Annotated in this window: 21 protein-coding genes; 10 read left to right on the top strand and 11 right to left on the bottom strand. The window is 67.8% G+C overall.

The features are described from left to right. Positions 1–15 precede the first annotated feature (15 nt). The 9 genes from C2U31_RS03040 to C2U31_RS03000 form a co-directional block, all read right to left on the bottom strand. Positions 16–1,470 (bottom strand): PLP-dependent aminotransferase family protein, encoded by a 1,455-nt coding sequence (locus tag C2U31_RS03040; RefSeq protein ID WP_103271491.1) that lies wholly within the window; start codon positions 1,468–1,470, stop codon positions 16–18. Positions 1,471–1,499: 29 nt separating this feature from the next. Further along, positions 1,500–2,426, bottom strand: coding sequence for an HPr(Ser) kinase/phosphatase (gene hprK, locus C2U31_RS03035; protein WP_053245696.1), 927 nt, complete (start codon positions 2,424–2,426; stop codon positions 1,500–1,502). Positions 2,427–2,448: 22 nt separating this feature from the next. Next, positions 2,449–2,904, bottom strand: coding sequence for a PTS sugar transporter subunit IIA (locus C2U31_RS03030; protein ID WP_199770941.1), 456 nt, complete (start codon positions 2,902–2,904; stop codon positions 2,449–2,451). 504 nt (positions 2,905–3,408) lie between these two features. Next, positions 3,409–3,744 (bottom strand): ribosome hibernation-promoting factor, HPF/YfiA family, encoded by a 336-nt coding sequence (gene hpf / locus C2U31_RS03025; RefSeq protein ID WP_103271489.1) that lies wholly within the window; start codon positions 3,742–3,744, stop codon positions 3,409–3,411. Positions 3,745–4,078: 334 nt separating this feature from the next. Then, entirely contained in the window at positions 4,079–4,873 is a 795-nt protein-coding gene (lptB, locus tag C2U31_RS03020; protein ID WP_103271488.1) for an LPS export ABC transporter ATP-binding protein, read from the bottom strand. A 33-nt stretch (positions 4,874–4,906) separates the two neighbouring features. Further along, entirely contained in the window at positions 4,907–5,551 is a 645-nt protein-coding gene (lptA, locus tag C2U31_RS03015) for a lipopolysaccharide transport periplasmic protein LptA (protein ID WP_103271487.1), read from the bottom strand. Further along, the gene (gene lptC, locus C2U31_RS03010; protein ID WP_103271486.1) at positions 5,548–6,183 is read right to left on the bottom strand and encodes an LPS export ABC transporter periplasmic protein LptC; all 636 of its coding nucleotides are present in this window, start codon (positions 6,181–6,183) and stop codon (positions 5,548–5,550) included. The genes lptA and lptC overlap by 4 nt, the downstream gene beginning before the upstream one ends. 44 nt (positions 6,184–6,227) lie before the next feature. Next, positions 6,228–6,836, bottom strand: a complete 609-nt coding sequence (locus tag C2U31_RS03005; RefSeq protein WP_199770940.1) for an HAD family hydrolase — start codon at positions 6,834–6,836, stop codon at positions 6,228–6,230. Further along, positions 6,833–7,822 carry an SIS domain-containing protein gene (locus C2U31_RS03000; protein WP_103271484.1) on the bottom strand — a complete coding sequence of 330 codons (990 nt, stop codon included), beginning with the start codon at positions 7,820–7,822 and terminating at the stop codon, positions 6,833–6,835. The genes C2U31_RS03005 and C2U31_RS03000 overlap by 4 nt, the downstream gene beginning before the upstream one ends. A gap of 277 nt (positions 7,823–8,099) precedes the next feature. On the opposite strand from C2U31_RS03000, the gene purT reads away from it, so the two are divergent. Next, positions 8,100–9,317: a formate-dependent phosphoribosylglycinamide formyltransferase gene (purT, locus tag C2U31_RS02995; protein ID WP_103271483.1), complete on the top strand. Its 1,218-nt coding sequence runs from the start codon at positions 8,100–8,102 to the stop codon at positions 9,315–9,317. A 171-nt stretch (positions 9,318–9,488) separates the two neighbouring features. On the opposite strand, the gene C2U31_RS30415 is transcribed toward purT, so the two are convergent. Beyond that, entirely contained in the window at positions 9,489–9,671 is a 183-nt protein-coding gene (locus tag C2U31_RS30415; RefSeq protein ID WP_158658296.1) for a hypothetical protein, read from the bottom strand. On the opposite strand from C2U31_RS30415, the gene C2U31_RS02990 reads away from it, so the two are divergent. From C2U31_RS02990 to C2U31_RS02960, 7 genes are all read left to right on the top strand, one after another. Continuing rightward, entirely contained in the window at positions 9,670–10,215 is a 546-nt protein-coding gene (locus C2U31_RS02990) for a GbsR/MarR family transcriptional regulator (protein ID WP_103276236.1), read from the top strand. The genes C2U31_RS30415 and C2U31_RS02990 overlap by 2 nt on opposite strands. A gap of 128 nt (positions 10,216–10,343) precedes the next feature. Then, positions 10,344–11,918 carry a cytochrome ubiquinol oxidase subunit I gene (locus C2U31_RS02985; protein ID WP_103271482.1) on the top strand — a complete coding sequence of 525 codons (1,575 nt, stop codon included), beginning with the start codon at positions 10,344–10,346 and terminating at the stop codon, positions 11,916–11,918. A gap of 15 nt (positions 11,919–11,933) precedes the next feature. After that, the gene (gene cydB / locus C2U31_RS02980) at positions 11,934–13,088 is read left to right on the top strand and encodes a cytochrome d ubiquinol oxidase subunit II (protein WP_103271481.1); all 1,155 of its coding nucleotides are present in this window, start codon (positions 11,934–11,936) and stop codon (positions 13,086–13,088) included. A 16-nt stretch (positions 13,089–13,104) separates the two neighbouring features. Further along, the gene (gene cydX / locus C2U31_RS02975) at positions 13,105–13,230 is read left to right on the top strand and encodes a cytochrome bd-I oxidase subunit CydX (protein ID WP_103271480.1); all 126 of its coding nucleotides are present in this window, start codon (positions 13,105–13,107) and stop codon (positions 13,228–13,230) included. Positions 13,231–13,232: 2 nt separating this feature from the next. Further along, the gene (gene cydD / locus C2U31_RS02970; RefSeq protein WP_103271479.1) at positions 13,233–14,999 is read left to right on the top strand and encodes a thiol reductant ABC exporter subunit CydD; all 1,767 of its coding nucleotides are present in this window, start codon (positions 13,233–13,235) and stop codon (positions 14,997–14,999) included. 61 nt (positions 15,000–15,060) lie between these two features. Then, positions 15,061–16,743 (top strand): thiol reductant ABC exporter subunit CydC, encoded by a 1,683-nt coding sequence (cydC, locus tag C2U31_RS02965; RefSeq protein ID WP_103271478.1) that lies wholly within the window; start codon positions 15,061–15,063, stop codon positions 16,741–16,743. Positions 16,744–16,797: 54 nt separating this feature from the next. Then, complete coding sequence (locus C2U31_RS02960; RefSeq protein WP_103271477.1) at positions 16,798–17,352, top strand: adenine phosphoribosyltransferase; 555 nt, start codon at positions 16,798–16,800, stop codon at positions 17,350–17,352. Positions 17,353–17,372: 20 nt separating this feature from the next. Here C2U31_RS02960 and C2U31_RS02955 read toward each other — a convergent pair whose 3' ends face one another. Then, positions 17,373–18,263 (bottom strand): LysR family transcriptional regulator, encoded by an 891-nt coding sequence (locus C2U31_RS02955; RefSeq protein WP_103271476.1) that lies wholly within the window; start codon positions 18,261–18,263, stop codon positions 17,373–17,375. Positions 18,264–18,657: 394 nt separating this feature from the next. Between C2U31_RS02955 and C2U31_RS02950 the strand changes: the two genes are divergently transcribed. Together C2U31_RS02950 and C2U31_RS02945 are read left to right on the top strand one after the other, a co-directional pair. After that, positions 18,658–19,041, top strand: coding sequence for a DUF4148 domain-containing protein (locus C2U31_RS02950; protein WP_199770939.1), 384 nt, complete (start codon positions 18,658–18,660; stop codon positions 19,039–19,041). A gap of 379 nt (positions 19,042–19,420) precedes the next feature. Then, positions 19,421–20,536, top strand: a complete 1,116-nt coding sequence (locus tag C2U31_RS02945) for a porin (protein WP_103271474.1) — start codon at positions 19,421–19,423, stop codon at positions 20,534–20,536. The last annotated feature ends 19 nt before the right edge of the window (positions 20,537–20,555 follow it).

The raw sequence follows: 20,555 nt of genomic DNA, 5'->3' as shown, positions 1-20,555 counted from the left end.
GGCCGGTTCCGAGGCTCAGGGGCCGAGCGTCAGATCGCGGGCTTCCGGCCTGTGCCGGGCCAGCGCCGCGAGGGCCAGTTCGCCCAGCGTGCGCACGGCCTCGGCCTGGGCTTCGTTCCAGGGGTGGCCGCAGTTCAGGCGCAGCGCGCTGGCGAACTGGCCGCTGGCCGAGAAAATCGGGCCGGGCGCGACGCTGATGCCGCGCGCCAGCGCCTGGCGATGCAGCGCCAGCGCGTCGATGCCCTGGGGCAGCTCCAGCCACAGGAAGAAGCCGCCTTGCGGCCGTGTCATGCGCGTGCCGGCGGGAAACGCATGGGCCACCGCCGTCGCCATCCGGGCCTGCAGGGTCTGCAACGTGTCGCGCAGCCGGCGCAGGTGACGGTCGTAGCCGCCCTGTTCCAGGAATTCCGCGATGGCGCCCTGCGCCGGGCCGGACGCCGACAGCGTGGACGACAGCTTGAGCCGCTGCACGCGCTGCGTGTATCGGCCCGCCGAGGCCCAGCCGATTCGGTAGCCCGGCGCCAGGCATTTGGAGAATGAGGAACAGTGCAGCACCAGGCCCTGCGTGTCGTAGGCCTTGGCCGGCACCGGGCGCGTCGCGCCGAAATACAGCTCGCCGTAGACGTCGTCCTCGATCAGCGGAATGTCGTGGCGCGTGAGCAGCTCGACCAATTGCCGCTTGCGCTCATCGGGCATGAGGCTGCCCAGCGGATTCTGGAATTGCGTCATCAGCCAGCAGGCGGCGGGCCGGTGCCGCGCGATGGCGTTTTCCAGCGCGTCCAGGTCCATGCCGGTGCGCGGGTGCGTCGGCACTTCCAATGCCTTCAGTCCCTGCCGTTCCAGCGCCTGCAGCGCGCCATAGAACGTGGGCGCTTCGACGATCACCGTGTCGCCGGGGCGGGTGACCGCCTGCAGGCACAGGTTCAGCGCCTCGAGCGCGCCGTTGGTGACGACGATGTCGCTGGCGGGGATGTTGATGCCGGCGATCAGGTAGCGCAGCGCGATCTGGCGGCGCAGCGCGGGATTGCCGGGCGACAGGTCCTCGACCGTGTCCAGCGGGTCCTGGCGCTTGAGATGCGCCGCCATGGCCTGCGCCAGCCGTGGCAGCGGAAACAGCAGCGGCGAGGGAAAGGCGGATCCCAGCGGCGCCACGTCGCGGTTGCGCACTGAACCCAGGATGTCGAAGATGCGTTCGCTGATCGCCAGCTCGGTGGACTCGCCATCCGGGCAGGAGGCGCCGGGTTCGGGCGGCAGCGGCTCGGCGCGCGCGCTCACGTAATAGCCCGAGCGCGGGCGCGCGCGGATCAGGCCGCGCGCTTCCAACAGGTAATAGGCTTGGAAGACGGTGGAGGGACTGACGCCGCGGCTGGAACAGGCGTCACGCACGGAAGGCAGCTTGTCGCCGGTGCGCAGCACGCCGTCGCGGATCGATTTCTCGATCTCGGCCGCAAGGGTCTCGTACAGGGCCAAGGGCGCGGGCCTGCCTGTCGCGGATGGCGTTACTTGCTGCTCTGCAGGATCGCCATGGCCTGGCGTTCCATGAATTCGCCCAGCGTATCGATGCCGCGCAGCTTCAGGATGGTATTGCGCACGGCGGCCTCGACCAGCACGGCGAGGTTGCGGCCGGCGGCCACCTGCAGCATGACCTTGCGCACCGGCAGGCCCAGCATGTCCTGCGTGATGTCCTGCAGCGGCAGGCGTTCGAACTTGTCCTGCGCGGTGGCGCGCACCAGATGCACGATGAGCTTCAGGCGCATCTTTCGGCGCACCGAGGTCTCGCCGAAGATGGTGCGGATGTCGAGCAGGCCCAGGCCGCGCACTTCCAGCAGGTTCTGCAGCAGTTGCGGGCAGTGGCCCTCGATCATGTTGGGCGCGGTGCGCGAGAACTCCACCGCGTCGTCGGCCACCAGGCCGTGGCCGCGCGAGATCAGTTCCAGCGCGAGTTCGCTCTTGCCCAGGCCGGACTCGCCGGTGATCAGCACGCCCAGGCCCAGCACGTCCAGGAACACGCCGTGCACGGTGGTGGTGGGTGCGAGCTTCTTGCCCAGGTAGATGCGCAGCAGGTCGATCAGCTGCGCGGCGGCGACCGGCGTGGACAGCAGCGGCACCTGGTGCTGGTCGCACTGGTCCACCAGGTCCTGCGGCGGCGTCAGGCCGTCGGCCAGCAGGATGGCGGGCACGCCGCCGATCAGCAGCTCGTCCATGTGGTGCATGCGGCGGCGCAGGTCGAAGCGGGTGTAGTACGCCAGCTCTTCCTGGCCGAACACCTGGATGCGCGAGGGGTGGATCAGGTTCAGGTGGCCAACGAGGTCGGCGGCCGCCATGCCGTCATCGGGAATCGCGCGGTCTGCGGCGCCCTGGCCCGCGATCCAGTTGAAGGGGATTTTGTCGGCGTTGTCGTCGACCAGTTCCTGCACCGTGAGCATGGCTGCGTGTCCGCGTGGAGAATCAGAGTTGGCCGGTGGTCAGCATCTTGTGGACCACGGCCGGATCGGTCTCGGTGCCCAGCGCTTCGCGCAGCGCCTTGTTCGACATCAGCTGCGCCAGTTCGGCCAGGATGTCCAGGTGCTGCTGCGTCGCGGTTTCGGGCACCAGCAGGCAGAGCAGCATGGAGACGGGCTGGCCGTCGGGGGCGTCGAAGGCGATGGGCTGCGCCAGGCGGATGAACGCCGCCAGCGCCTGCTCCAGGCCCTTGACGCGGCCGTGCGGCACGGCAACGCCCTGGCCCAGCGCCGTCGACCCGAGGCGCTCGCGCGCGAACAGGCTGTCGAACACCAGCGAACGCGCCAGGCCGTGATTGTTTTCGAAGAGCAGGCCGGCTTGCTCGAACGCGCGTTTCTTGCTCGTGGCGAGCATGTCTAGCACGACGTTGCCGGCGGGAAGAATGCGCGACAGATGATTCATGCGGAGCATTATATGGTTATATGACGCACTGCAAAAAACGCCCGGACCAGGGGTTGTCCCGCAGACTTTCCGCTGCTGGTTCCAGGCGTATCCCCCCGTGCTTCCGGCTGGCCGCGACGGGTTGTCCGCGAGGCTGGCCATGGCACGCCGCGCCCCGGGCGGCGTGCCGTCCGTCAGGCGCAAGAGCGACAGCATAGACCGATCGCGCGAGGTTGTGGGTATTCCTGGGGCCGGGGGCGCATATTTCCGAACGGATCGCGCCTGGCGCGCGGCGGTGCGGGTATGTGCCTGGCCGGTACGGTCAGTCGATTCGGGAAAACAGGGAGCGGATCCGGGGCGACGGACAGGCCGGGCGCGGACGCGGTTGCGCGGGTACTGCGTGGGGGGAGGTATTTGCCGATGCCCCGGCTGGACGCAAGGTCTAGCGGGACACCGGGACTCAGGCAGGATGGTTAATCGCTGTATTGCCAAGCGCTCGCAGGGGAGCGATCGTGAGGCGCGGTACTACTGGGGAGGCGAGAGATTCGCCGCTTGCCGCTTCACGGACTCTGCTGTGTGGCTTCGCACCTTGTCCTTGTGCTTGATGACCTGACGGTCGACTTTGTCGGCGAGGAGGTCTATCGCAGCGTAGAGGTTTTCATCGGTTGCTTCACAATGAATGTCCTTGCCGCTCAGACGCATGGTGATTTCGGCTTTGTGCCGCAGGGGCTCAACTGAGAGCATGACCTGGGTATCGATGACGTGATCGAAATGCCGCAGCACTCGCGCCAGTTTGTTCATGACATATTCCCGGATGGCCGGGGTGACGTCGAGGTGACGACCGCAGATGCTCAGGTTCATAGTGTGCTCTCCTTCTGTAAAGAGGATATAAGAGGTGCGCCCGGTGGCGCGGTGGGGTCGTTAGGCGATCTCCTTGGTAGAGAGGTTTTGTGTGGGTCGTTGGTATTAGTGTATAGACTCGCGCCGATAAAACAAGCTGACCTAGCGCAAGTTCGTGGCATTTTTATGGCTGAGTCCGGCGGAGGGGCGAAAGGCGCCGAAGCGCGCGGAAACGGCGCCGGGAAAAGTCGGGAATCGCGGGGAAAAATCGGGAAAAGCGCGCAAGCGCCTTGGCGGGCCGGACCGCCAGGAGAAAGCGGAGCGGCCCTAAGGGTCTTCCCCAGGGCCGCCGCTGTTACATGCGGAAGTGCTCGCCCAGGTAGACGCGGCGCACGGCCGGATCGCCGACGATCTCGTCGGGATGGCCGTCGGTCAGCACCTTGCCTTCGCTGATGATGTAGGCGCGGTCGCAGATGCCCAGCGTTTCGCGCACGTTGTGGTCGGTGATGAGCACGCCGATGCCGCGGCCCTTCAGGAAGCGCACGATGCGCTGGATCTCGATCACCGCGATGGGGTCCACGCCGGCGAAGGGTTCGTCCAGCAGGATGAAGCGCGGGCTGGTGGCCAGCGCGCGCGCGATTTCCACGCGGCGGCGTTCGCCGCCCGACAGCGAGATGGCCGCGTTGCTGCGAATGTGGCCGATCTGCAGTTCCTCCAGCAGCGATTCCATCTGCTGGTTGATCTTGGCCGTGGGCAGGGGCTTGCCATCCGGCCCCAGTTGCAGCTCCAGCACGGCGCGGATGTTCTGCTCTACCGTCAGCCGGCGGAACACGGATGCATCCTGGGGCAGATAGGACAGGCCCATGCGCGCGCGCTTGTGGATCGGCATGGCGGTGATGGCGTCGCCGTCGATCTCGATGCGGCCGGCGTCGGCCGGCACCAGGCCCACGATCATGTAGAAGCTGGTGGTCTTGCCGGCGCCGTTCGGGCCAAGCAGGCCCACGACTTCGCCGCTGGAGACGGACAGGGAGACGTCCTGCACCACGGTGCGGCCGTTATAGGTCTTGCGCAAGCCGGTTGCGCGCAGGCTGCCCTGCTTGACGCCCGAAGGGGCGGAGGTCACAGGGGTCTGCACAGAGGGTGGATTCATGCGTGGCGGCGGATGTGTTGCGGGGGGAGGCGCTTAGCGCCCCTTCTTCGAGGCCTGCTGCTTGCGGCATTCGGCGATGGCGGCGTCCGCCTTGGCGCGGGGCTCGGCCACCGAGCGCACCCGGCCGCCGGCCGCGGCCGAGTTGGGGCCGCCATGGGCTTCGTAGGTGCCGCTCTTTTCGTTGTAGCGTACCCGTTCGCCACGGATGGTGTCGAACGGTTTGCCACAGACGTAGCGCACCACCACGGCCTGGCCGATGAGGTCGAAGGTGCTGTTGGTGCCGTCGTATTCGGCGCGCAGGCCCTTGCCTTCGATGAGTTCGAAGTTCTCGGGGCGTTCCTGGCGGATGGTGACGACCTTGCCCTTGTTCGCGGTGGCCGTGCCGTACTGGTTGCCCTTGGCGTCCTCGTGCATTTCCAGCGTGTCGGAGGTCAGCGTCATCAACCCGCGCGTCATGTTGACGTTGCCGGTGAACACGCTCTGCTTCTTCACGTCGTCGTAATGCAGCGTGTCCGACAGGATCAGCGTGCTGGGTTCTTCGGCGGGCGCGGCCTTGCCGGCCGCCGGCTGGGGCGCGGGGTCCGCCGCGTGGGCCGAGGGCGCGAGCGCCGCCGCGGCCAGCAGGGCGGCGCCGATCAGGCGCGTCGTCGGGGCAAGGCGAATCCGGAGGTCGGTCATGGCTTCTTCTGGTCGGTATTGTTGGGGGCTGGAATCTCGGTGCGGCGCTGCTGCTTGCCTTCGCCGCCGGCGATTTCCACGTCGGTCGATGCTGAGACCTGCAACTGGCGGGTCCTGTTGTTGTAGTGCATGCCGGTGCCGTTCATGCGCGAACGGCCTTTCAGCACTTCGGCCGGCAGGTCGGTATAGACCACGTCCTCGTCCGGCAGGATGATCAGCTGCTGGCTGCGCACGTCCAGCAGGTCATTGTTGGCGTCGGGCTGGCGATGCACGTAGGCGTCGCCGTTCATGACGATGCGCTTGCCGCCCTGTTCCATGATGGCGGTCTTGGAGATGCCCACGGTGATCGGGCTGGATTCGCGCTGGCCGACGGCCCGGGGGGCGGTGATGTGATACGAATCGTCGTCGGGGAAGTGCTCGGCGTATTCGCCCTCGAGCCGGTTGATCGGGCGGCCCGTCATGTCGGTGCGCAGCATGACGAAGTTGCGCGACCAGGCATCCATTTCATGGGTGATGCGGCGCGGGGGGTCGACCTGCACGGCCCGCTGCGCGTAATCGGCCGCCCACCAGCTGCTGAGCACCAGCACGACGAGCAGGAACAGCGCGATCAGGGAAGGAAAACGTTCTTTCATCTAGTGTGCCAAAAAGGCGTATGTGTCATGGGGCGCGCGGGTCGTTACTGGATGGCGCCCGGGCCCAGCAGGCCCGGCGCGGCCAGGAAACCGCCCAGGCGGCCCTGGGCGGCCAGCAGCAGGTCGCAGCATTCGCGCACCGCGCCAGAGCCGCCGGGAGCCGAGGCGACCCAGTGCGCGGCCTGGCTGACGTAGCCCGGCGCGTTGGGCACGGTGGCGGCGAAACCGGCGCGCTGCATGGCGGGCAGGTCGATGATGTCGTCGCCCATGTAGCCCGCCTGGTTCAGTTGGACACCGGCGCGTTGCGCGAGTTCGGCCAGGGCCGCGCCCTTGTCGCGCACGCCCTGCATGACCTCGGCGATGCCCAGCTCGGCGGCGCGGCGCGCCACGATGGGGCCGGACCGGCCGGTCATCAGGGCGACCTTCAGGCCGCCTTCCAGCAGCAGGCGCAGGCCGTGGCCGTCCAGCGCGTTGAAGCGCTTGAGCTGTTCGCCGTTCTCGCCATAGTAGAGGCCGCCGTCGGTCAGCACGCCGTCCACGTCGAACACCATGAGGCGGACGGTGGCGGCGCGTTCGCGCACGGTGGCGGGAATGCGGGCGAGGACCAGCGCTTCGGCCGGATGCGTGACAGGGGTGGGAAGGGTCATAGTCATACCACTTTGGCGGCCATCAGGTCATGCATGTGCAGCGCGCCGAGCAAGGCGCCATCGCTGTCGAGCACCAGCATGTGATTGAGTCGAAGTTCGTCCATCTGCTGCGCCGCTTCCACGGCCAGCGCGTCGGGTCCGATGCTGCGCGGCGAGCGCGTCATGCCGTCGTCCACGGCCAGGCCGCGGATGTCGCCCTGGCTGGCGATCAGGCGGCGCAGGTCGCCGTCGGTGAAGATGCCTTGCGGGCGGCCGGCGGCGTCGGCCACCACGGTCATGCCCATGCCCTTGGCGGACATGGTCTTGAGCGCCTGCGGGACCGGTGTGCCGGTGGCCACGATGGGCAGGGCGTCGCCCTGGCGCATCACGTCGCGCACATGCGTCAGCAGGCGGCGACCCAGCGCGCCGCCGGGATGCGAGCGGGCGAAGTCCTGCGGGCCGAAGCCGCGCGCCTCCAGGCAGGCGACGGCCAGCGCATCGCCCAGGGCCAGCGCGGCGGTGGTGCTGGCCGTGGGCGCCAGGTTCAGCGGGCAGGCTTCCTGCGCGACGCTGGCGTCCAGGTGCACGTCGGCCAGCGAGGCCAGCTCGGACTGCGGATTGCCGGTGATCGCCACCAGCTTGGCGCCCATGCGGCGCGCCACCGGCAGGATGGTCAGCAGTTCCTGGCCCGATCCGGAATAGGAAATCGCGATCAGCACGTCGTCGCGGGTGATCATCCCCAGGTCGCCATGGACCGCCTCGGCGGCATGCACGAAGAAGGCGGGCGTGCCGGTGGAGGCCAGCGTGGCCGCGATCTTGCGCGCGACGTGGCCGGTCTTGCCGATGCCGCTGACGACCACGCGCCCGCGGCAGGCGAGCAGCAGGGCCACGACCTGCGCGAAGCTGTCGTCCAGCCGGGCCGACAGGTCCTGCAGGGCCTGGCTTTCGATTTGCAGCGTCCTGCGGGCAGATGACAGCGCGGTGTCGGACGATAGGGAGGGATGCTCAGTCATGGCGGGATTTTAATATCAGTTGCCGGGGGCGCCACCGCGCCACCCAGGACGCATGAAACAGGTGCCGCCGCCGAGATGAGAAACCGCTATCCCCCGGCGACGGCGCCGTCTCCAATCGGGGCAGCGCGGATCCGGCTTCGCCGGTCCGCAGCTGCGCCCCCCTGGGGGGGAAGCGCGCAGCGCTTCGGGGGGGACCGTGTTTGCCCGCGAGAAGGGGGTATGGCATCCTGGCGGCTCCTGTTTTTCCGGCTTTCACTCTTTTACCCAGGACCGCCTCATGTCCCGCATTTCCAGTCCCGTCCTTGGCACGCCCCTGTCGCCCCTCGCCACCCGAGTGATGCTGCTCGGCTCCGGAGAGCTGGGCAAGGAGGTCGTCATCGCCCTGCAGCGCCTGGGCGTGGAGGTCATCGCCGTGGACCGGTACGCGGACGCGCCGGGGCAGCAGGTGGCGCACCGCGCCCACGTGGTGCCCATGACGGACGCGGATGCCTTGCGCAAGATCATCGACCAGGAACGGCCGCACGTCATTGTCCCTGAAATCGAGGCCATCGCCACCAGCCTGCTGGTCGAGCTGGAGGCCGCCGGCGCCGTGCGCGTCACGCCCACGGCGCGCGCCGCCCAGCTGACCATGAACCGCGAGGGCATCCGCCGCCTGGCGGCCGAGACCCTTGGCCTGCCGACCTCGCCGTACCGGTTCGTCGACACCGAACAGGAACTGCGCGAGGCCATCGACGGCGGCATCGGCTATCCCTGCGTGATCAAGCCCGTCATGTCGTCCTCGGGCAAGGGACAGTCCGTGATCAAGTCCGCCGAGGACGTGGCCGAGAGCTGGCGCTACGCCCAGGAAGGCGGCCGCGTCGGCGGCGGCCGCGCCATCGTCGAGGGCTTCATCCGCTTCGACTACGAAATCACGCTGCTGACCGTCCGCGCGCGTGGCGCCGACGGCCAGGTCGAGACCCGTTACTGCGAGCCCATCGGCCATAAGCAGGTGGATGGCGACTACGTGGAAAGCTGGCAGCCGCATCCCATGTCGCCGGCGGCGCTGGAGCGCGCGCGCGAGATCGCCCTGGCGGTCACGTCCAACCTGGGCGGCCTGGGCATCTTCGGCGTCGAGCTGTTCGTGGCCGGCGACCAGGTCTGGTTCTCGGAGGTCAGCCCGCGTCCGCACGATACCGGCATGGTCACCATGATCACGCAGGCGCAGAACGAATTCGAATTGCACGCCCGCGCGCTGCTGGGCCTGCCGGTGGACACCAGCCTGCGCCAGCCCGGCGCCAGCAGCGTGATCTATGGCGGCGTGGACGCGGGCGCGGTGTCGTTCCACAACGTGGCCGAGGCGCTGGCCGAGCCGGGCACCGACGTGCGCCTGTTCGGCAAGCCCGAATCCTTCGTCAAGCGCCGCATGGGCGTGGGCCTGGCCGTCGCCGACGACGTGGCGGCCGCGCGCGCCAAGGCCAAGCGGGTGTCTTCCGCCGTGACGGTCAAGGCCGGCTGAGCACCGGGCGCGCGCCGCCGGCTGGCCGAGGATCCGTCACGCCGGATCCAGGCTGATCCAGCCAATTCGTGATCGCTGTTCCCTGGTTTTAATCAGTCCCCGTTTTCAATGCCACCCGCCGAGAGGCTGGTGGCATTGTTGTTTTTTGCCCATTGATACGTGGTCCACGGGTCAATCCGCCGGAAGTTTGCGGCCATGCCCCCACAAATCCTGGGGTTTGCGCTTTCTCAGGGTTTGTTCGATAATTTCAGGAATTTCTGAAATCAGTGTAACTGCTGTTGTCGAGTTCAAGTCGATCTGCTCCGCATATAAAGGGGGCGGGTTGGTGGAATCGGCTGGCGCGAGAATGATCATGGTCCTCAGCCCTCAAAACGAACGTTTCGTCCTGCACTTTGGCGAAATGGGCAGCCGCTGGGGGGTGAACCGCACCGTCGGCCAGATCTATGCGCTGTTGTTCCTGGCGCCCGAGCCGATGAACGCCGACGACATCGCCGAGACGCTGGGCTTCTCGCGCTCGAATGTCAGCATGGGTCTCAAGGAATTGCAGTCCTGGCGCCTGGTCAAGCTGATGCACCAGGTGGGCGACCGCCGCGACTACTTCGAGACGCCCAAGGATGTGTGGGAGATCTTCCGCATCCTGATGGAAGAAAAGCGCAAGCGCGAAATCGACCCCACGCTCACGTTGTTGCGCGACACGCTGCTGGAGCCGGCGTCCAAGCCCGCCGATGTCTACGCGCAGCAGCGCATGACCGAAATGCTGGAGCTGATCGAACTGTCCACGGGATGGTTCGATGAGGTTCAGCGCCTGCCGCCCGAAACCCTGCAGAACCTGATGAAACTGGGCTCCAAGGTCCAGAAGGTGCTGGGCTTCGCCGGCAAATTGCGAGGCAAGGGCTGAATGCCGCTGAGCCTTGATTTTTAGGAAAAATCCTATGAAGTTGCATATACCGCCCGTATCATGGCGCCAGAGACGGCCTGGGAACCATGCCGGTTGCTGTGGCCTCTCGCCCGCATGGGAGCGCCCCAATGATTGATCTCGACGTCGTCAACCTGTCGCGATTCCAGTTTGCCGCGACCGCGCTTTACCACTTCCTGTTCGTGCCCCTCACGCTCGGCCTGTCGTTCATTCTCGCCATCATGGAGAGCGTGTACGTCATGACCGGACGCGCCATCTGGAAAAAGATGACGATGTTCTGGGGCACGCTGTTCGGCATCAACTTCGCGCTGGGCGTGGCCACGGGCGTGGTCATGGAATTCCAGTTCGGCATGAACTGGTCGTACTACAGCCACTACGTCGGCGACATCTTCGGCGCGCCGCTGGCGCTCGAAGGGCTGATGGCCTTCTTCCTGGAAGCCACCTTCGTCGGCCTGTTCTTCTTCGGCTGGAATCGCATGTCCAAGGTCAGCCACCTGGTGGTGACCTGGCTGGTGGCCTTCGGCACCAACTTCTCGGCCCTGTGGATCCTGATCGCCAACGGCTGGATGCAGAACCCGGTCGGCGCCGTCTTCAATCCCGACACCATGCGCATGGAGATGACGGACTTCGCCGCCGTGATCTTCAACCCGGTGGCGCAGGCCAAGTTCGTGCACACGGTCAGCGCGGGCTACGTGGCCGGCGCCATGTTCGTGATGTCGATCAGCGCCTGGTACCTGCTGCGCGGTCGCCATACGGATCTGGCCAAGCGCTCGATGGCCGTGGCCGCCAGCTTCGGCCTGGCCTCGGCCCTGTCGGTGGTGGTGCTGGGCGATGAAAGCGGCTACCTGACCACTGAACACCAGAAGATGAAGATCGCCGCCATGGAGTCCATGTGGCACACCGAGCCGGCGCCCGCCGCGTTCAACCTGATCGCCATCCCCAACCAGGCCGAGCGCAAGAACGATTTCGCCATCGAGATCCCCTACGTCATGGGCATCATCGGCACGCGCTCGCTCACCACGCCGCTGCTGGGCATCGACGACCTGATCCTGCGCGCCGAGAACCGCATCCGCGACGGCATGGTGGCCTACGACGCGCTGCAGAAGATCCGCGCCAATCCCAAGAACACCGACGCGCGCATGGTGTTCGACAAGACCTGGCCGGACCTGGGCTACGCGCTGCTGGTCAAGCGCTACCAGTCCGACATGAGCAAGGTCACCGAGGAAGACATCAAGAAGGCGGCCATCGACACCGTGCCGAACGTGGCGCCGCTGTTCTGGGCGTTCCGCGTCATGGTGGCGGTCGGCATGTACCTGATCCTGTTCTTCGGCGTGGCGTTCTGGCTGGCCTCGCGCGGCCGGCTGGACAGCCGGCGCGGCCTGCTCAAGGTGGCGCTGTGGAGCCTGCCGCTGCCGTGGGTGGCGATCGAGAGCGGCTGGTTCGTGGCCGAGTACGGCCGCCAGCCCTGGGTGATCGAAGGCGTGCTGCCGACTTACTACGCGGCCTCCGGCCTGACCATCACGGACCTGGCCATCAGCCTGGGGATTTTCCTGGTGCTGTACACGGTCCTGCTCATCATCGGCGTCAAGGTGATGCTGCACGCCATCAAGGCGGGTCCGAAATCCGACGGACCGGCGCCCGCTGGCGCGGCCGCCGATCCTGTCCGCGCCGCCGTGCGCGCCTGACCGGGAGAAACAGGAATGGATGCATTGATTCCTTTCGACTACGCCACCCTGCGGGTGGTCTGGTGGGTGCTGCTGGGCGCGCTGCTCATCGGCTTCGCCGTCATGGACGGCTTCGACCTGGGCGTGGCGGCGCTGTTGCCGCTGGTGGCCAAGACCGACGTCGAGCGCCGCGTGGTGATCAACGTGGTCGGCCCGGTCTGGGAGGGCAACCAGGTCTGGCTCATCACCGCCGGCGGCGCCATCTTCGCCGCGTGGCCGCTGCTGTATGCCGCTTCGTTCTCGGGCTTCTACCTGGCCATGATGCTGGCGCTGATCGCGCTGATCCTGCGTCCGGTGGGCTTCAAGTACCGCAGCAAGATGGAAGGCACGCGCTGGCGCAACACCTGGGACGGCGTGCTCTGTTTCTCGGGCGTGGTGGCCTCGCTGGTGTTCGGCGTGGCGGTGGGCAACATCATTCTGGGCGTGCCCTTCACGTTCGACGAAGCCGCGCTGCGCATGGTCTACCAGGGCCATTTCTACCAGTTGTTCACGCCTTTCGCGTTGCTGGCCGGCGTGCTCAGCGTGGCCATGCTGGCCATGCACGGCGCGGTGCTGCTGGCCTGGCGCACCGAGGGCGTGGTGGCCAGCCGCGCCCGCAATTGGGGCCGGCTGTGCGCGCTGCTGACCGCGGCGCTGTTCGTGGCCGGCGGTTTCTGGGTCGCGGGCGGGCTGAACGGCCACGTCATCACCAGCGCGGTCGACATGCAGGGCCCATCCGATCCCATGCTCAAGACCGTCAGCGTGCAGGCCGGCGCCTGGATGGCCAACTACGCCAAGTGGCCGCTGATGTGGATCGCGCCCGCGCTGGGCGTGGCCGGCGCGCTGCTGGCGCTGCTGCTCCTGACGGCGCGCGCGCACATGCTGGCGTTCCTGGCGTCGGCGCTGTCCATCGCCGGGATCATCCTGACGGCGGGCTTCTCGCTATTCCCGTTCCTGATGCCCTCGTCGTCGAACCCGCGCGCCGGGCTGACGGTCTGGGATGCCTCGTCCAGCCACATGACGCTGTGGATCATGGTGATCGCGGTCGCGATCTTCCTGCCCATCGTGACGCTCTACACCGCCTGGGTGTACCGCGTGATGCGCGGCAAGGTCACGCCTGAGTCGGTCGGCGGCACCCCCAACTCATACTGAATCAGGAGCTAGCGCTATGTGGTATTTCTCGTGGGTACTCGGGCTGGGGCTGGCCTGCGCCTTCGCCATTCTCAACGCCATGTGGTTCGAACTGCGCGAGGGCCATTCGCATGACCCGCGCGCCAAGCGCGACGAAGCGTGAGCATGCGGGACACGTCGGCGGCGGGCCGCGCCAGCAGCCTGGAGCATGATCCCGCCGACGCGCTGCGCAAGCCCTCGCGCGGGCAGTCGCAATGGTTGAAGCGTCTGGCGGGATCGGCGCGGCCGCCCCTGCTGCTGGCCGGCGCCGCGCCGCTCGCGGGCGGCGTGCTGCTGGTGATCCAGGCCTGGCTGCTGGCCAGCGTGCTGGACGCCGCCATCGCGCGGCAGGCGCCGCGCTCGGACCTGCTGGGCGGCATCCTCGGCATCGCCGCGCTGATGCTGGTCCGCGCCTGTATCGCCTGGGCCGGCGAACGCGCCGGCGCCATCGCCGCCGAGCGGATCAAGCGCCAGGTGCGCCTGGCCCTGTTCGAGCGCCTGGTGGACAAGGGGCCGCACTGGAGTCGGGGCCAGGCCTCGGGCGTGCTGGCCAGCGCCGTGGTGGACCAGGTCGAGGCGCTGGATGGCTTCTTCGCCAAATACCTGCCGGCCATGGCCGCCGCCGCCATGCTGCCGGTGGCATTTTCCGTGCTGCTGTTTCCGGTGGATGTGATCGCGGGCCTGGTGCTGCTGATCACCGCGCCGCTGATTCCCTTGTTCATGGCCCTGGTCGGCTGGGGCGCGCAGGGCGCGAGCCGGCGGCATCTGCGCGCCTTCGCGCGGCTGTCCGGATTCTTCGCCGACCGTCTGCGCGGGCTGTCCACGCTCAAGCTGTACGGACGCGCCGAGGCCGAGGCCGAATCGGTGGCGGCCGCCAGCGACGCATTGCGTCAGCGCACCCTGTCCGTGCTGCGCATCGCCTTCCTGTCCTCGGCGGTGCTGGAGTTCTTCGCCGCCCTGGGCGTCGCCGGGGTGGCCGTGTACATCGGGCTGACCTATCTGGGTTTCCTGGACCTGCGCTGGTCGGTGCTGACCTTGCAGGCCGGCATGTTCTGCCTGTTGATGGCGCCCGAGGTCTATGCGCCGCTGCGTCAGTTCGCCGCGCACTACCATGACCGCGCGGCCGCGCTGGCGGCGGTGACGCAGATCGACGCGGTGTTCGACGGCTTGCCGGATGTGGCGCCGGCCGGGGCCGCGCCGGTTGCGCCGGCCGCCGCGCCCGCCGCGCGCGGCCCGGTTTCAATGAGCGCGCGCGGCCTGCGCTTGATGGCGCCCGGCCGTCCCGCGCCGGTGCTCGACGGCGCGGCGCTTGCGCTGGCGCCCGGCGAACACGTCGCGCTGATGGGGCCGAGCGGCATCGGCAAGTCCTCGCTGATCGAGGCGATCGCGCGCCTGCGGCCCTGCGAGGGCGAGATATTAATCGACGGCCGGCCGCTGGCGGATTGGGACGAGGCCGCGCTGCGCGGCCGGATCGCGCTGATCGGCCAGAAGCCGCAGCTGATGGCCGGCACCATCGCCCAGAATATCCGCCTGGGCTGTCCACGGGCCTCGGACGAGGCGCTGCGCGAGGCCGCAAGGCGCGCGCGAGTCCTGGAATTCACCGAGCGTCAGCCGCTGGGCCTGGATACCGTGCTGGGCGGACGCGGGCAGGGCCTGTCCGGCGGGCAGGCGCAGCGCGTGGCGCTGGCGCGGCTGTTCCTGCGCGATCCCGGACTGATCCTGCTGGACGAGCCCACGGCGCACCTGGATGAAGACACGCAGGCCCGCGTGCTGGACGAAATCCTCACATTCGCGGCGGGGCGGACGCTGCTCATCGCCACGCACTCGCCGCAGGTGGCCGCCCGTTTCGGGCGCACGCTGCGGCTGGCGGACGGCAAACTGGAACAAGCATGATGCGCATCGCCATCGCCATCGCCGCGTCTGGCGGATCCGCCGGATCCGGAGCGGCCCATCCATGAAACACCTGCTGTTGTTGCTGCCTCTGTACGCGCGCCGCAAGGGCGGACTGCTGCTCGCGCTGTTCTGCGCGCTGGCCACCGTGGCCGCGGGCGTGGGGCTGCTGGGCGTGTCGGGCTGGTTCCTGACCGGCGCCGCGCTGGCCGGCGCGGGCGCCGCGTTCAACCTGTTCGCGCCGTCGGCGCTGGTGCGCGGCCTGTCGTTCCTGCGCATCGTGTCGCGCTATGCCGACCGCCTGGCGGGGCACTCGGCCACGCTGCGCCTGCTGGCCGATCTGCGCACGCTGGTGTTCCGCGCGCTGATTCGCCTGACGCCGCGCCAGCTGGCGCGCTATCGCGGCGGCGATCTGGTGGCGCGCATGACCGGCGACGTGGACGCGCTGGATACTGTGTTCCTGTTCGTGCTGGCGCCGCTGGCCACGGCGCTGCTGGCCGGCGCCATCATGACGGCGGTGCTGGGCTACTGGATACCGGCCGCCGCGCTGGTGTTCGCGCTGGCGCTGCTGGTGGCCTGCGTGCTTGCGCCCTGGGGCCTGCAGCGCGCCGCGCGCGGACCCGGCGCCGCCGCGCAGGAAAGCGCGGCCGGCCTGCGCGCCGCTGTGCTGGACGCGGTGGACGGCCACGCCGACATGGTGGCGCTGCATGCGCAGGCGCAGACCCGCGCGCATTTCGAGCGCCTGTGCGGGCAGAACGCGCAGGCGCGCCAGGCCCAGGCCTGCGTCGCGGCGCGCGGGCTCTGGTTCCTGCAGGCCGCTGCCGGCGCGGCCGTGCTGGGTGTGTTGTGGTTCGGGCTGGGCGAACACGAGGGCGGCGGCCTGTCCGGGCCTTTGCTGGCGGGTCTGCTGCTGGCGGTCATGGGCATATTCGAAGTGGCCGCGCCCATCATGCGCGGCGCGTCGCGCCTGGGCTCGGCGGTGTCCGCGGCGCAGCGCATCCGCGAGGTGGCGCAATGCGAGCCGGACATGCGCGATCCCGACGCGTCGGCCGCGCTGCCGGCGGATGGCGCGCTGGAACTGGACGGCTTGCGCTTCGCCTATCCCGATAGCGCCCTGGTGCTGGACGGCGTCAGCCTGCGCGTCGCGCCGGGCGAGCGCGTGGCGATCCAGGGCGAGAGCGGCGCGGGCAAGTCCACGCTGCTGCATCTGATCCTGCGGCTGGAAGATCCGCAGGCTGGCCAGGTGCGCTATGGCGGACGCGACGCGCGCGATTGCGCGCAGGCCGACTGGCACCGGCGCATCGCGCTGCTGTCGCAGGACGCGCCGGTGTTCCTGGGCACGCTGCGCACCAATCTGCTGATCGGCGACCCTTCGGCGGACGAAGCCGCGCTGTGGCGCGCGCTGGACGCCGCGCGCCTGGGCGATTTCGTGCGCGGTCTGCCCGACGGGCTGGATGCGTGGGCGGGCGAGACCGGTTCGCTGCTGTCGGCCGGGCAGGCGCGGAGGCTGTGTCTGGCGCGGGCCCTGCTGTCGCCGGCCAGGGTGCTGGTGCTGGACGAGCCCACCGCCGGCCTGGACGCGGCGGCCGAGGCCGATTTCCTGCGCGATCTGGGGCGGGCGGCGCAGGGGCGCGCCGTGGTGCTGGCCACGCATGCGCGCCTGCCGGCGGGCGCGGTGGACCGGCGCTGCGTGCTGCGCGGGGGACAGTTGCATGACGTGTCATCGCCCGAGCCTGTCCTGGCTTAAGCGCGGCGGCGGGGTTATAGTGCGCCTTGCTTCAATTCTTCAGGGCCGTCTTTCATGCAGAACGAATACGCCGAGTTCATCCGGCGCACCATCCGCAGCGTTCCAGACTGGCCCCAGCCCGGTGTCACGTTCCGTGACATCACGCCGGTGCTGCAGGACCCGCGGGCGTTCCGCGTCCTGATCGACCTGTTCGTCTACCGTTACATGCGTCAGCGCCTGGATCTGGTCGCGGGCGTGGATGCGCGCGGCTTCATTGTCGGCAGCGTGCTGGCCTATGAGCTGAACCTGGGCTTCGTGCCCGTGCGCAAGAAGGGCAAGCTGCCGTATCGCACGGTGGCCGAGGAATATTCGCTGGAATACGGCAACGCCGCCGTCGAGATGCACACCGACGCGGTGCGCACCGGCCAGCGCGTGCTGCTGGTGGACGATCTGATCGCCACGGGCGGCACCATGCTGGCGGCCATCAAGCTGCTGCAGCGCCTGGGCGCCAACGTGGTCGAAGCCGCCGCCATCATCGACCTGCCCGACCTGGGCGGCTCCGCCAAGATCGCCGCCACCGGCACCCCGCTGTACACGGTCTGTCAGTACCAGAACGACACCACCGCCTGACGCGCGGCGCTTCGGGGGGCTTAGCCCTCGTTCAGACGCGGCTGGATGAAATCCAGGAACGCCTTGGTCTTGGCCGGCAGCATCCGCGAGGGCAGCAGCGCGAACAGCGGCAGCGGCGTCAGGCTCCATTCCGGCAGCACGCGCACCAGCCCGGACTGCTTGATGGCGCGCTCCATCGCGTCGAACACCAGCAGCGGCGTGATGCCCAGTCCCTGGCTGGCCAGCCGGCCCAGCATGCCCACGTTGTTCGCGGCCAGCCGGCCCGATACCTGCACGCGTTCCACCTTGTCGCCCGAATGGAGCATCCAGAAGGATGACTCGTCGCGCATGGTGGGCCGCAGGCACTCGTGATGGCTGAGATCCCCGGGCACGCGCGGCTCGCCGTGGCGCGCCAGGTATTCGGGCGAGGCGTACAGCTGGTGCGCCATGAGCACGATCTTGCGCGAGATCAGGCTGGAATCGGGCTGCTGCCCGAAGCGCAGGATCAGGTCGAACGGGTTGCTGATCGGATCGACCGAGCGCATGCCCAGGTCGAAATCGCATTCGATATCGGGATGCTGTTCGCGGAATTCCCGGATCACCGAAGGCAGGAACAGTTGCGCCAGGCTGGTCGGCAGCGAGATGCGCAGCCGGCCCTTGGGTTGCACCGCCATGTCCAGCAACTGGTCGTGGGCGACGCGGGCTTCCTCGACGATATGGCGGCAGCGCTCGAAATAGATGGCGCCGGCCTCGGTCAGGTCGATCTTGCGCGTGCTGCGGTTGAGCAGCCGCATGCCGACGCTGCGCTCCAGTTCGCTGACGCGGCGCGACAGCGTGGACGTGGGGATGTTCAGGGCTTCGGCCGCATGACTGAAATTCTTGCGCTTGGCGACTTCGACGAACAGGGCGATGTCGTTAAGCTGTATGTCCATAAGGGCCTCGGTACTCAAAATTCCATGTCTGGCAGATTCCAATCATAAATGGAATTATTTTTGCGTCAGTGGAAATGTCTATTCCTCCATCCCGAACAAGCCGCGCCAACCCTGGCGTCACGGCCCGGCGCGCCGCAGCTGGCGTTTGGCTGAATGCCCGCGAGGCTTGCGCTCATTGGGGCCAGGGCGGAAGTGCGCAGGAAGTGAGCAGGGAGTGAGCAAGAATCGCGCCGCGATATGCGGGGATCTTTCCACTCCTGCAAATATGTTCCCCAAATTAAGGGTTTTTACTAGGTCGATAAGGCCAGATACTTCGTTCCGTCAACACGCCGTCACATTGCGCCCGCCGTCCTGGCGGGCGCTGTCGTGCCAGGTATAGGATGGAGTCATCACAATGAAAGCCCTAGCGACCGCACTCATGGTTACCGCAACCCTGGCGGGCATGTCCGCCGCCCACGCCGATGGCAAGACCCGCGAACAGGTCCAGCAGGAACTGCAGGCCGCCAAGGCCGCCGGCCAGGTCACCTTCGGCGAACTGGACTATCCGCCCGCCGCCACCGCCAGCACCGGCATGTCGCGCGAGCAGGTTGGCGCCGAATTGCAAAGCGCCAAGATCGCCGGGCAGGTGACCAGCGCCGAACTGGACTATCCGCCCCGGAGCGCCGCGCCGGAAACCGCCGGCAAGACGCGCGAGCAGGTCCGCGCCGAGCTGGCCCAGGCCAAGGCGCGCGGCGAATACACCTTCGGCGAACTCGACTACCCGCCCAAGGGCCGCTGAGCATTTCGCGGCCGGCCGATGGCGCTGGCGCGCTGTGGCTTTTTTGCCTCGGCATTGTCCGCGCAGCGCGACAGGATTTGACGATCCTCAAACCGGGAAGTGATCGGGAATGAGCGCGGGAAATGTAATTGCGAGCAAGGATTCGCATTTCATTTCAAGGCGTTAAGCCCTGATTCCAAGCATGGAGGAATGCGCGTCGAACGCGATTATCCCAGCCATGGAAAGTAGTTCTTCGAAATCCCGCTTACTCCCGGCGGTCCCAGGCGAGACACTAGTTTCAGTGCATGCATCGCGGTCTTACAGGCCGCGGCTTGCGGGCATCCGCCACGCGGCGGCATGCCCGCGCATTGCCATCCATCTTGCCATTTAGAGGACTGTTATGAAGAAGACGCTATTGGCCGTCGCGTTGCTCGCGGGCTTTGCGAGCGCGGCGCAAGCTGCCGATTCGGTGACGTTGTACGGTTTGATCGACGCCGGCATCGGCTACGAAAAGGTGAAGTTCAACGGCAACTCGCAAAGCCGTGTCGGCGCCGTGCAAGGCGTGAGCAGCGGCTCGCGTTTCGGCCTGCGTGGCTCGGAAGACCTGGGCGACGGCCTGCGCGCCGTGTTCAACCTGGAAGCCGGCTTCGGTCCCCTGAACGGCAACTCGCTGCAAAGCGGCCGCCTCTGGGGCCGCCAGGCCACCGTGGGCCTGGACAGCGACTCGTGGGGCCGCCTGGAATTCGGCCGCCAGACCAACCTGGCCTCGAAGTACTTCGGTTCCATCGACCCGTTCTCGATCAGCTACAACACCGCCAACATGGGTACCGTGTTCAGCAGCGCCAATACGATGCGCCTGGACAACATGGTGCTGTACCAGACGCCCAGCTTCGGCGGCTTCAAGGCCGGCCTGGGTTACTCGTTCAGCGCTGACGACACGGTTTCGGACGAGAAGCAGCGCGGCTTCGAGACCAACAACAACAACCGCGTCCTGACCGCCGGCGTGCAGTACGTCAACGGCCCGCTGAACCTGGCCGCGGCCTACGACCGCTTCAATCCGTCCAAGGACGTCAAGGGCGGCAGCCAGGAAGACACGACGATCCAGTCGTACATCCTGGGCGGCACCTATGACTTCGAAGTGGTGAAGATCGCCGCCGCCTTCGGCCAGACCCGCAATGGCTGGTTCGTCGGCCAGAACATGGGCACCACGCCCGACGGCATGCAGAAGCTGGGCACGTTCAAGCTGGCCGACGGCTTCCGCGCCAATTCGTACATGGTGGGCTTCACTGTGCCGCTGGGCAGCAGCTCGATCTTCGGTTCCTGGCAGCGCGCCGATCCGAAGAACGACAAGCTGACCAAGGACGATGCCAAGTTCAACGTCTACAGCCTGGGCTACACCTACGACCTGAGCAAGCGCACCAACCTGTACGCGTACGCCTCCTACGGCGACAACTACGCGTTCCAGCGCGATGCGACGGACACCGCGTTCGCCGTGGGCCTGCGTCACCGGTTCTAAGCGACGGCGCGCCCGGCCA

Origin of the sequence: Achromobacter sp. AONIH1, from assembly GCF_002902905.1 — a bacterium.
GTDB lineage: Bacteria > Pseudomonadota > Gammaproteobacteria > Burkholderiales > Burkholderiaceae_B > Achromobacter.
Note: the sequence above shows the minus strand (reverse complement) of the source record. Positions and strands in the feature narration are given on the sequence as shown.

Bases quoted from the DNA above. Each gene is read 5' to 3' on its own strand.
- hprK (WP_053245696.1), bottom strand. From the start codon at position 2,426: ATGCTCACGGTGCAGGAACTGGTCGACGACAACGCCGACAAAATCCCC.
- C2U31_RS03030 (WP_199770941.1), bottom strand. From the start codon at position 2,904: ATGAATCATCTGTCGCGCATTCTTCCCGCCGGCAACGTCGTGCTAGAC.
- hpf (WP_103271489.1), bottom strand. From the start codon at position 3,744: ATGAACCTGAGCATCTGCGGTCGTCACCTCGACGTCACCCCGGCCATC.
- lptB (WP_103271488.1), bottom strand. From the start codon at position 4,873: ATGAATCCACCCTCTGTGCAGACCCCTGTGACCTCCGCCCCTTCGGGC.
- lptA (WP_103271487.1), bottom strand. From the start codon at position 5,551: ATGACCGACCTCCGGATTCGCCTTGCCCCGACGACGCGCCTGATCGGC.
- lptC (WP_103271486.1), bottom strand. From the start codon at position 6,183: ATGAAAGAACGTTTTCCTTCCCTGATCGCGCTGTTCCTGCTCGTCGTG.
- C2U31_RS03005 (WP_199770940.1), bottom strand. From the start codon at position 6,836: ATGACTATGACCCTTCCCACCCCTGTCACGCATCCGGCCGAAGCGCTG.
- C2U31_RS03000 (WP_103271484.1), bottom strand. From the start codon at position 7,822: ATGACTGAGCATCCCTCCCTATCGTCCGACACCGCGCTGTCATCTGCC.
- purT (WP_103271483.1), top strand. From the start codon at position 8,100: ATGTCCCGCATTTCCAGTCCCGTCCTTGGCACGCCCCTGTCGCCCCTC.
- C2U31_RS02990 (WP_103276236.1), top strand. From the start codon at position 9,670: ATGGTCCTCAGCCCTCAAAACGAACGTTTCGTCCTGCACTTTGGCGAA.
- C2U31_RS30415 (WP_158658296.1), bottom strand. From the start codon at position 9,671: ATGATCATTCTCGCGCCAGCCGATTCCACCAACCCGCCCCCTTTATAT.
- C2U31_RS02985 (WP_103271482.1), top strand. From the start codon at position 10,344: ATGATTGATCTCGACGTCGTCAACCTGTCGCGATTCCAGTTTGCCGCG.
- cydB (WP_103271481.1), top strand. From the start codon at position 11,934: ATGGATGCATTGATTCCTTTCGACTACGCCACCCTGCGGGTGGTCTGG.
- cydX (WP_103271480.1), top strand. From the start codon at position 13,105: ATGTGGTATTTCTCGTGGGTACTCGGGCTGGGGCTGGCCTGCGCCTTC.
- cydD (WP_103271479.1), top strand. From the start codon at position 13,233: ATGCGGGACACGTCGGCGGCGGGCCGCGCCAGCAGCCTGGAGCATGAT.
- cydC (WP_103271478.1), top strand. From the start codon at position 15,061: ATGAAACACCTGCTGTTGTTGCTGCCTCTGTACGCGCGCCGCAAGGGC.
- C2U31_RS02960 (WP_103271477.1), top strand. From the start codon at position 16,798: ATGCAGAACGAATACGCCGAGTTCATCCGGCGCACCATCCGCAGCGTT.
- C2U31_RS02955 (WP_103271476.1), bottom strand. From the start codon at position 18,263: ATGGACATACAGCTTAACGACATCGCCCTGTTCGTCGAAGTCGCCAAG.
- C2U31_RS02950 (WP_199770939.1), top strand. From the start codon at position 18,658: ATGAAAGCCCTAGCGACCGCACTCATGGTTACCGCAACCCTGGCGGGC.
- C2U31_RS02945 (WP_103271474.1), top strand. From the start codon at position 19,421: ATGAAGAAGACGCTATTGGCCGTCGCGTTGCTCGCGGGCTTTGCGAGC.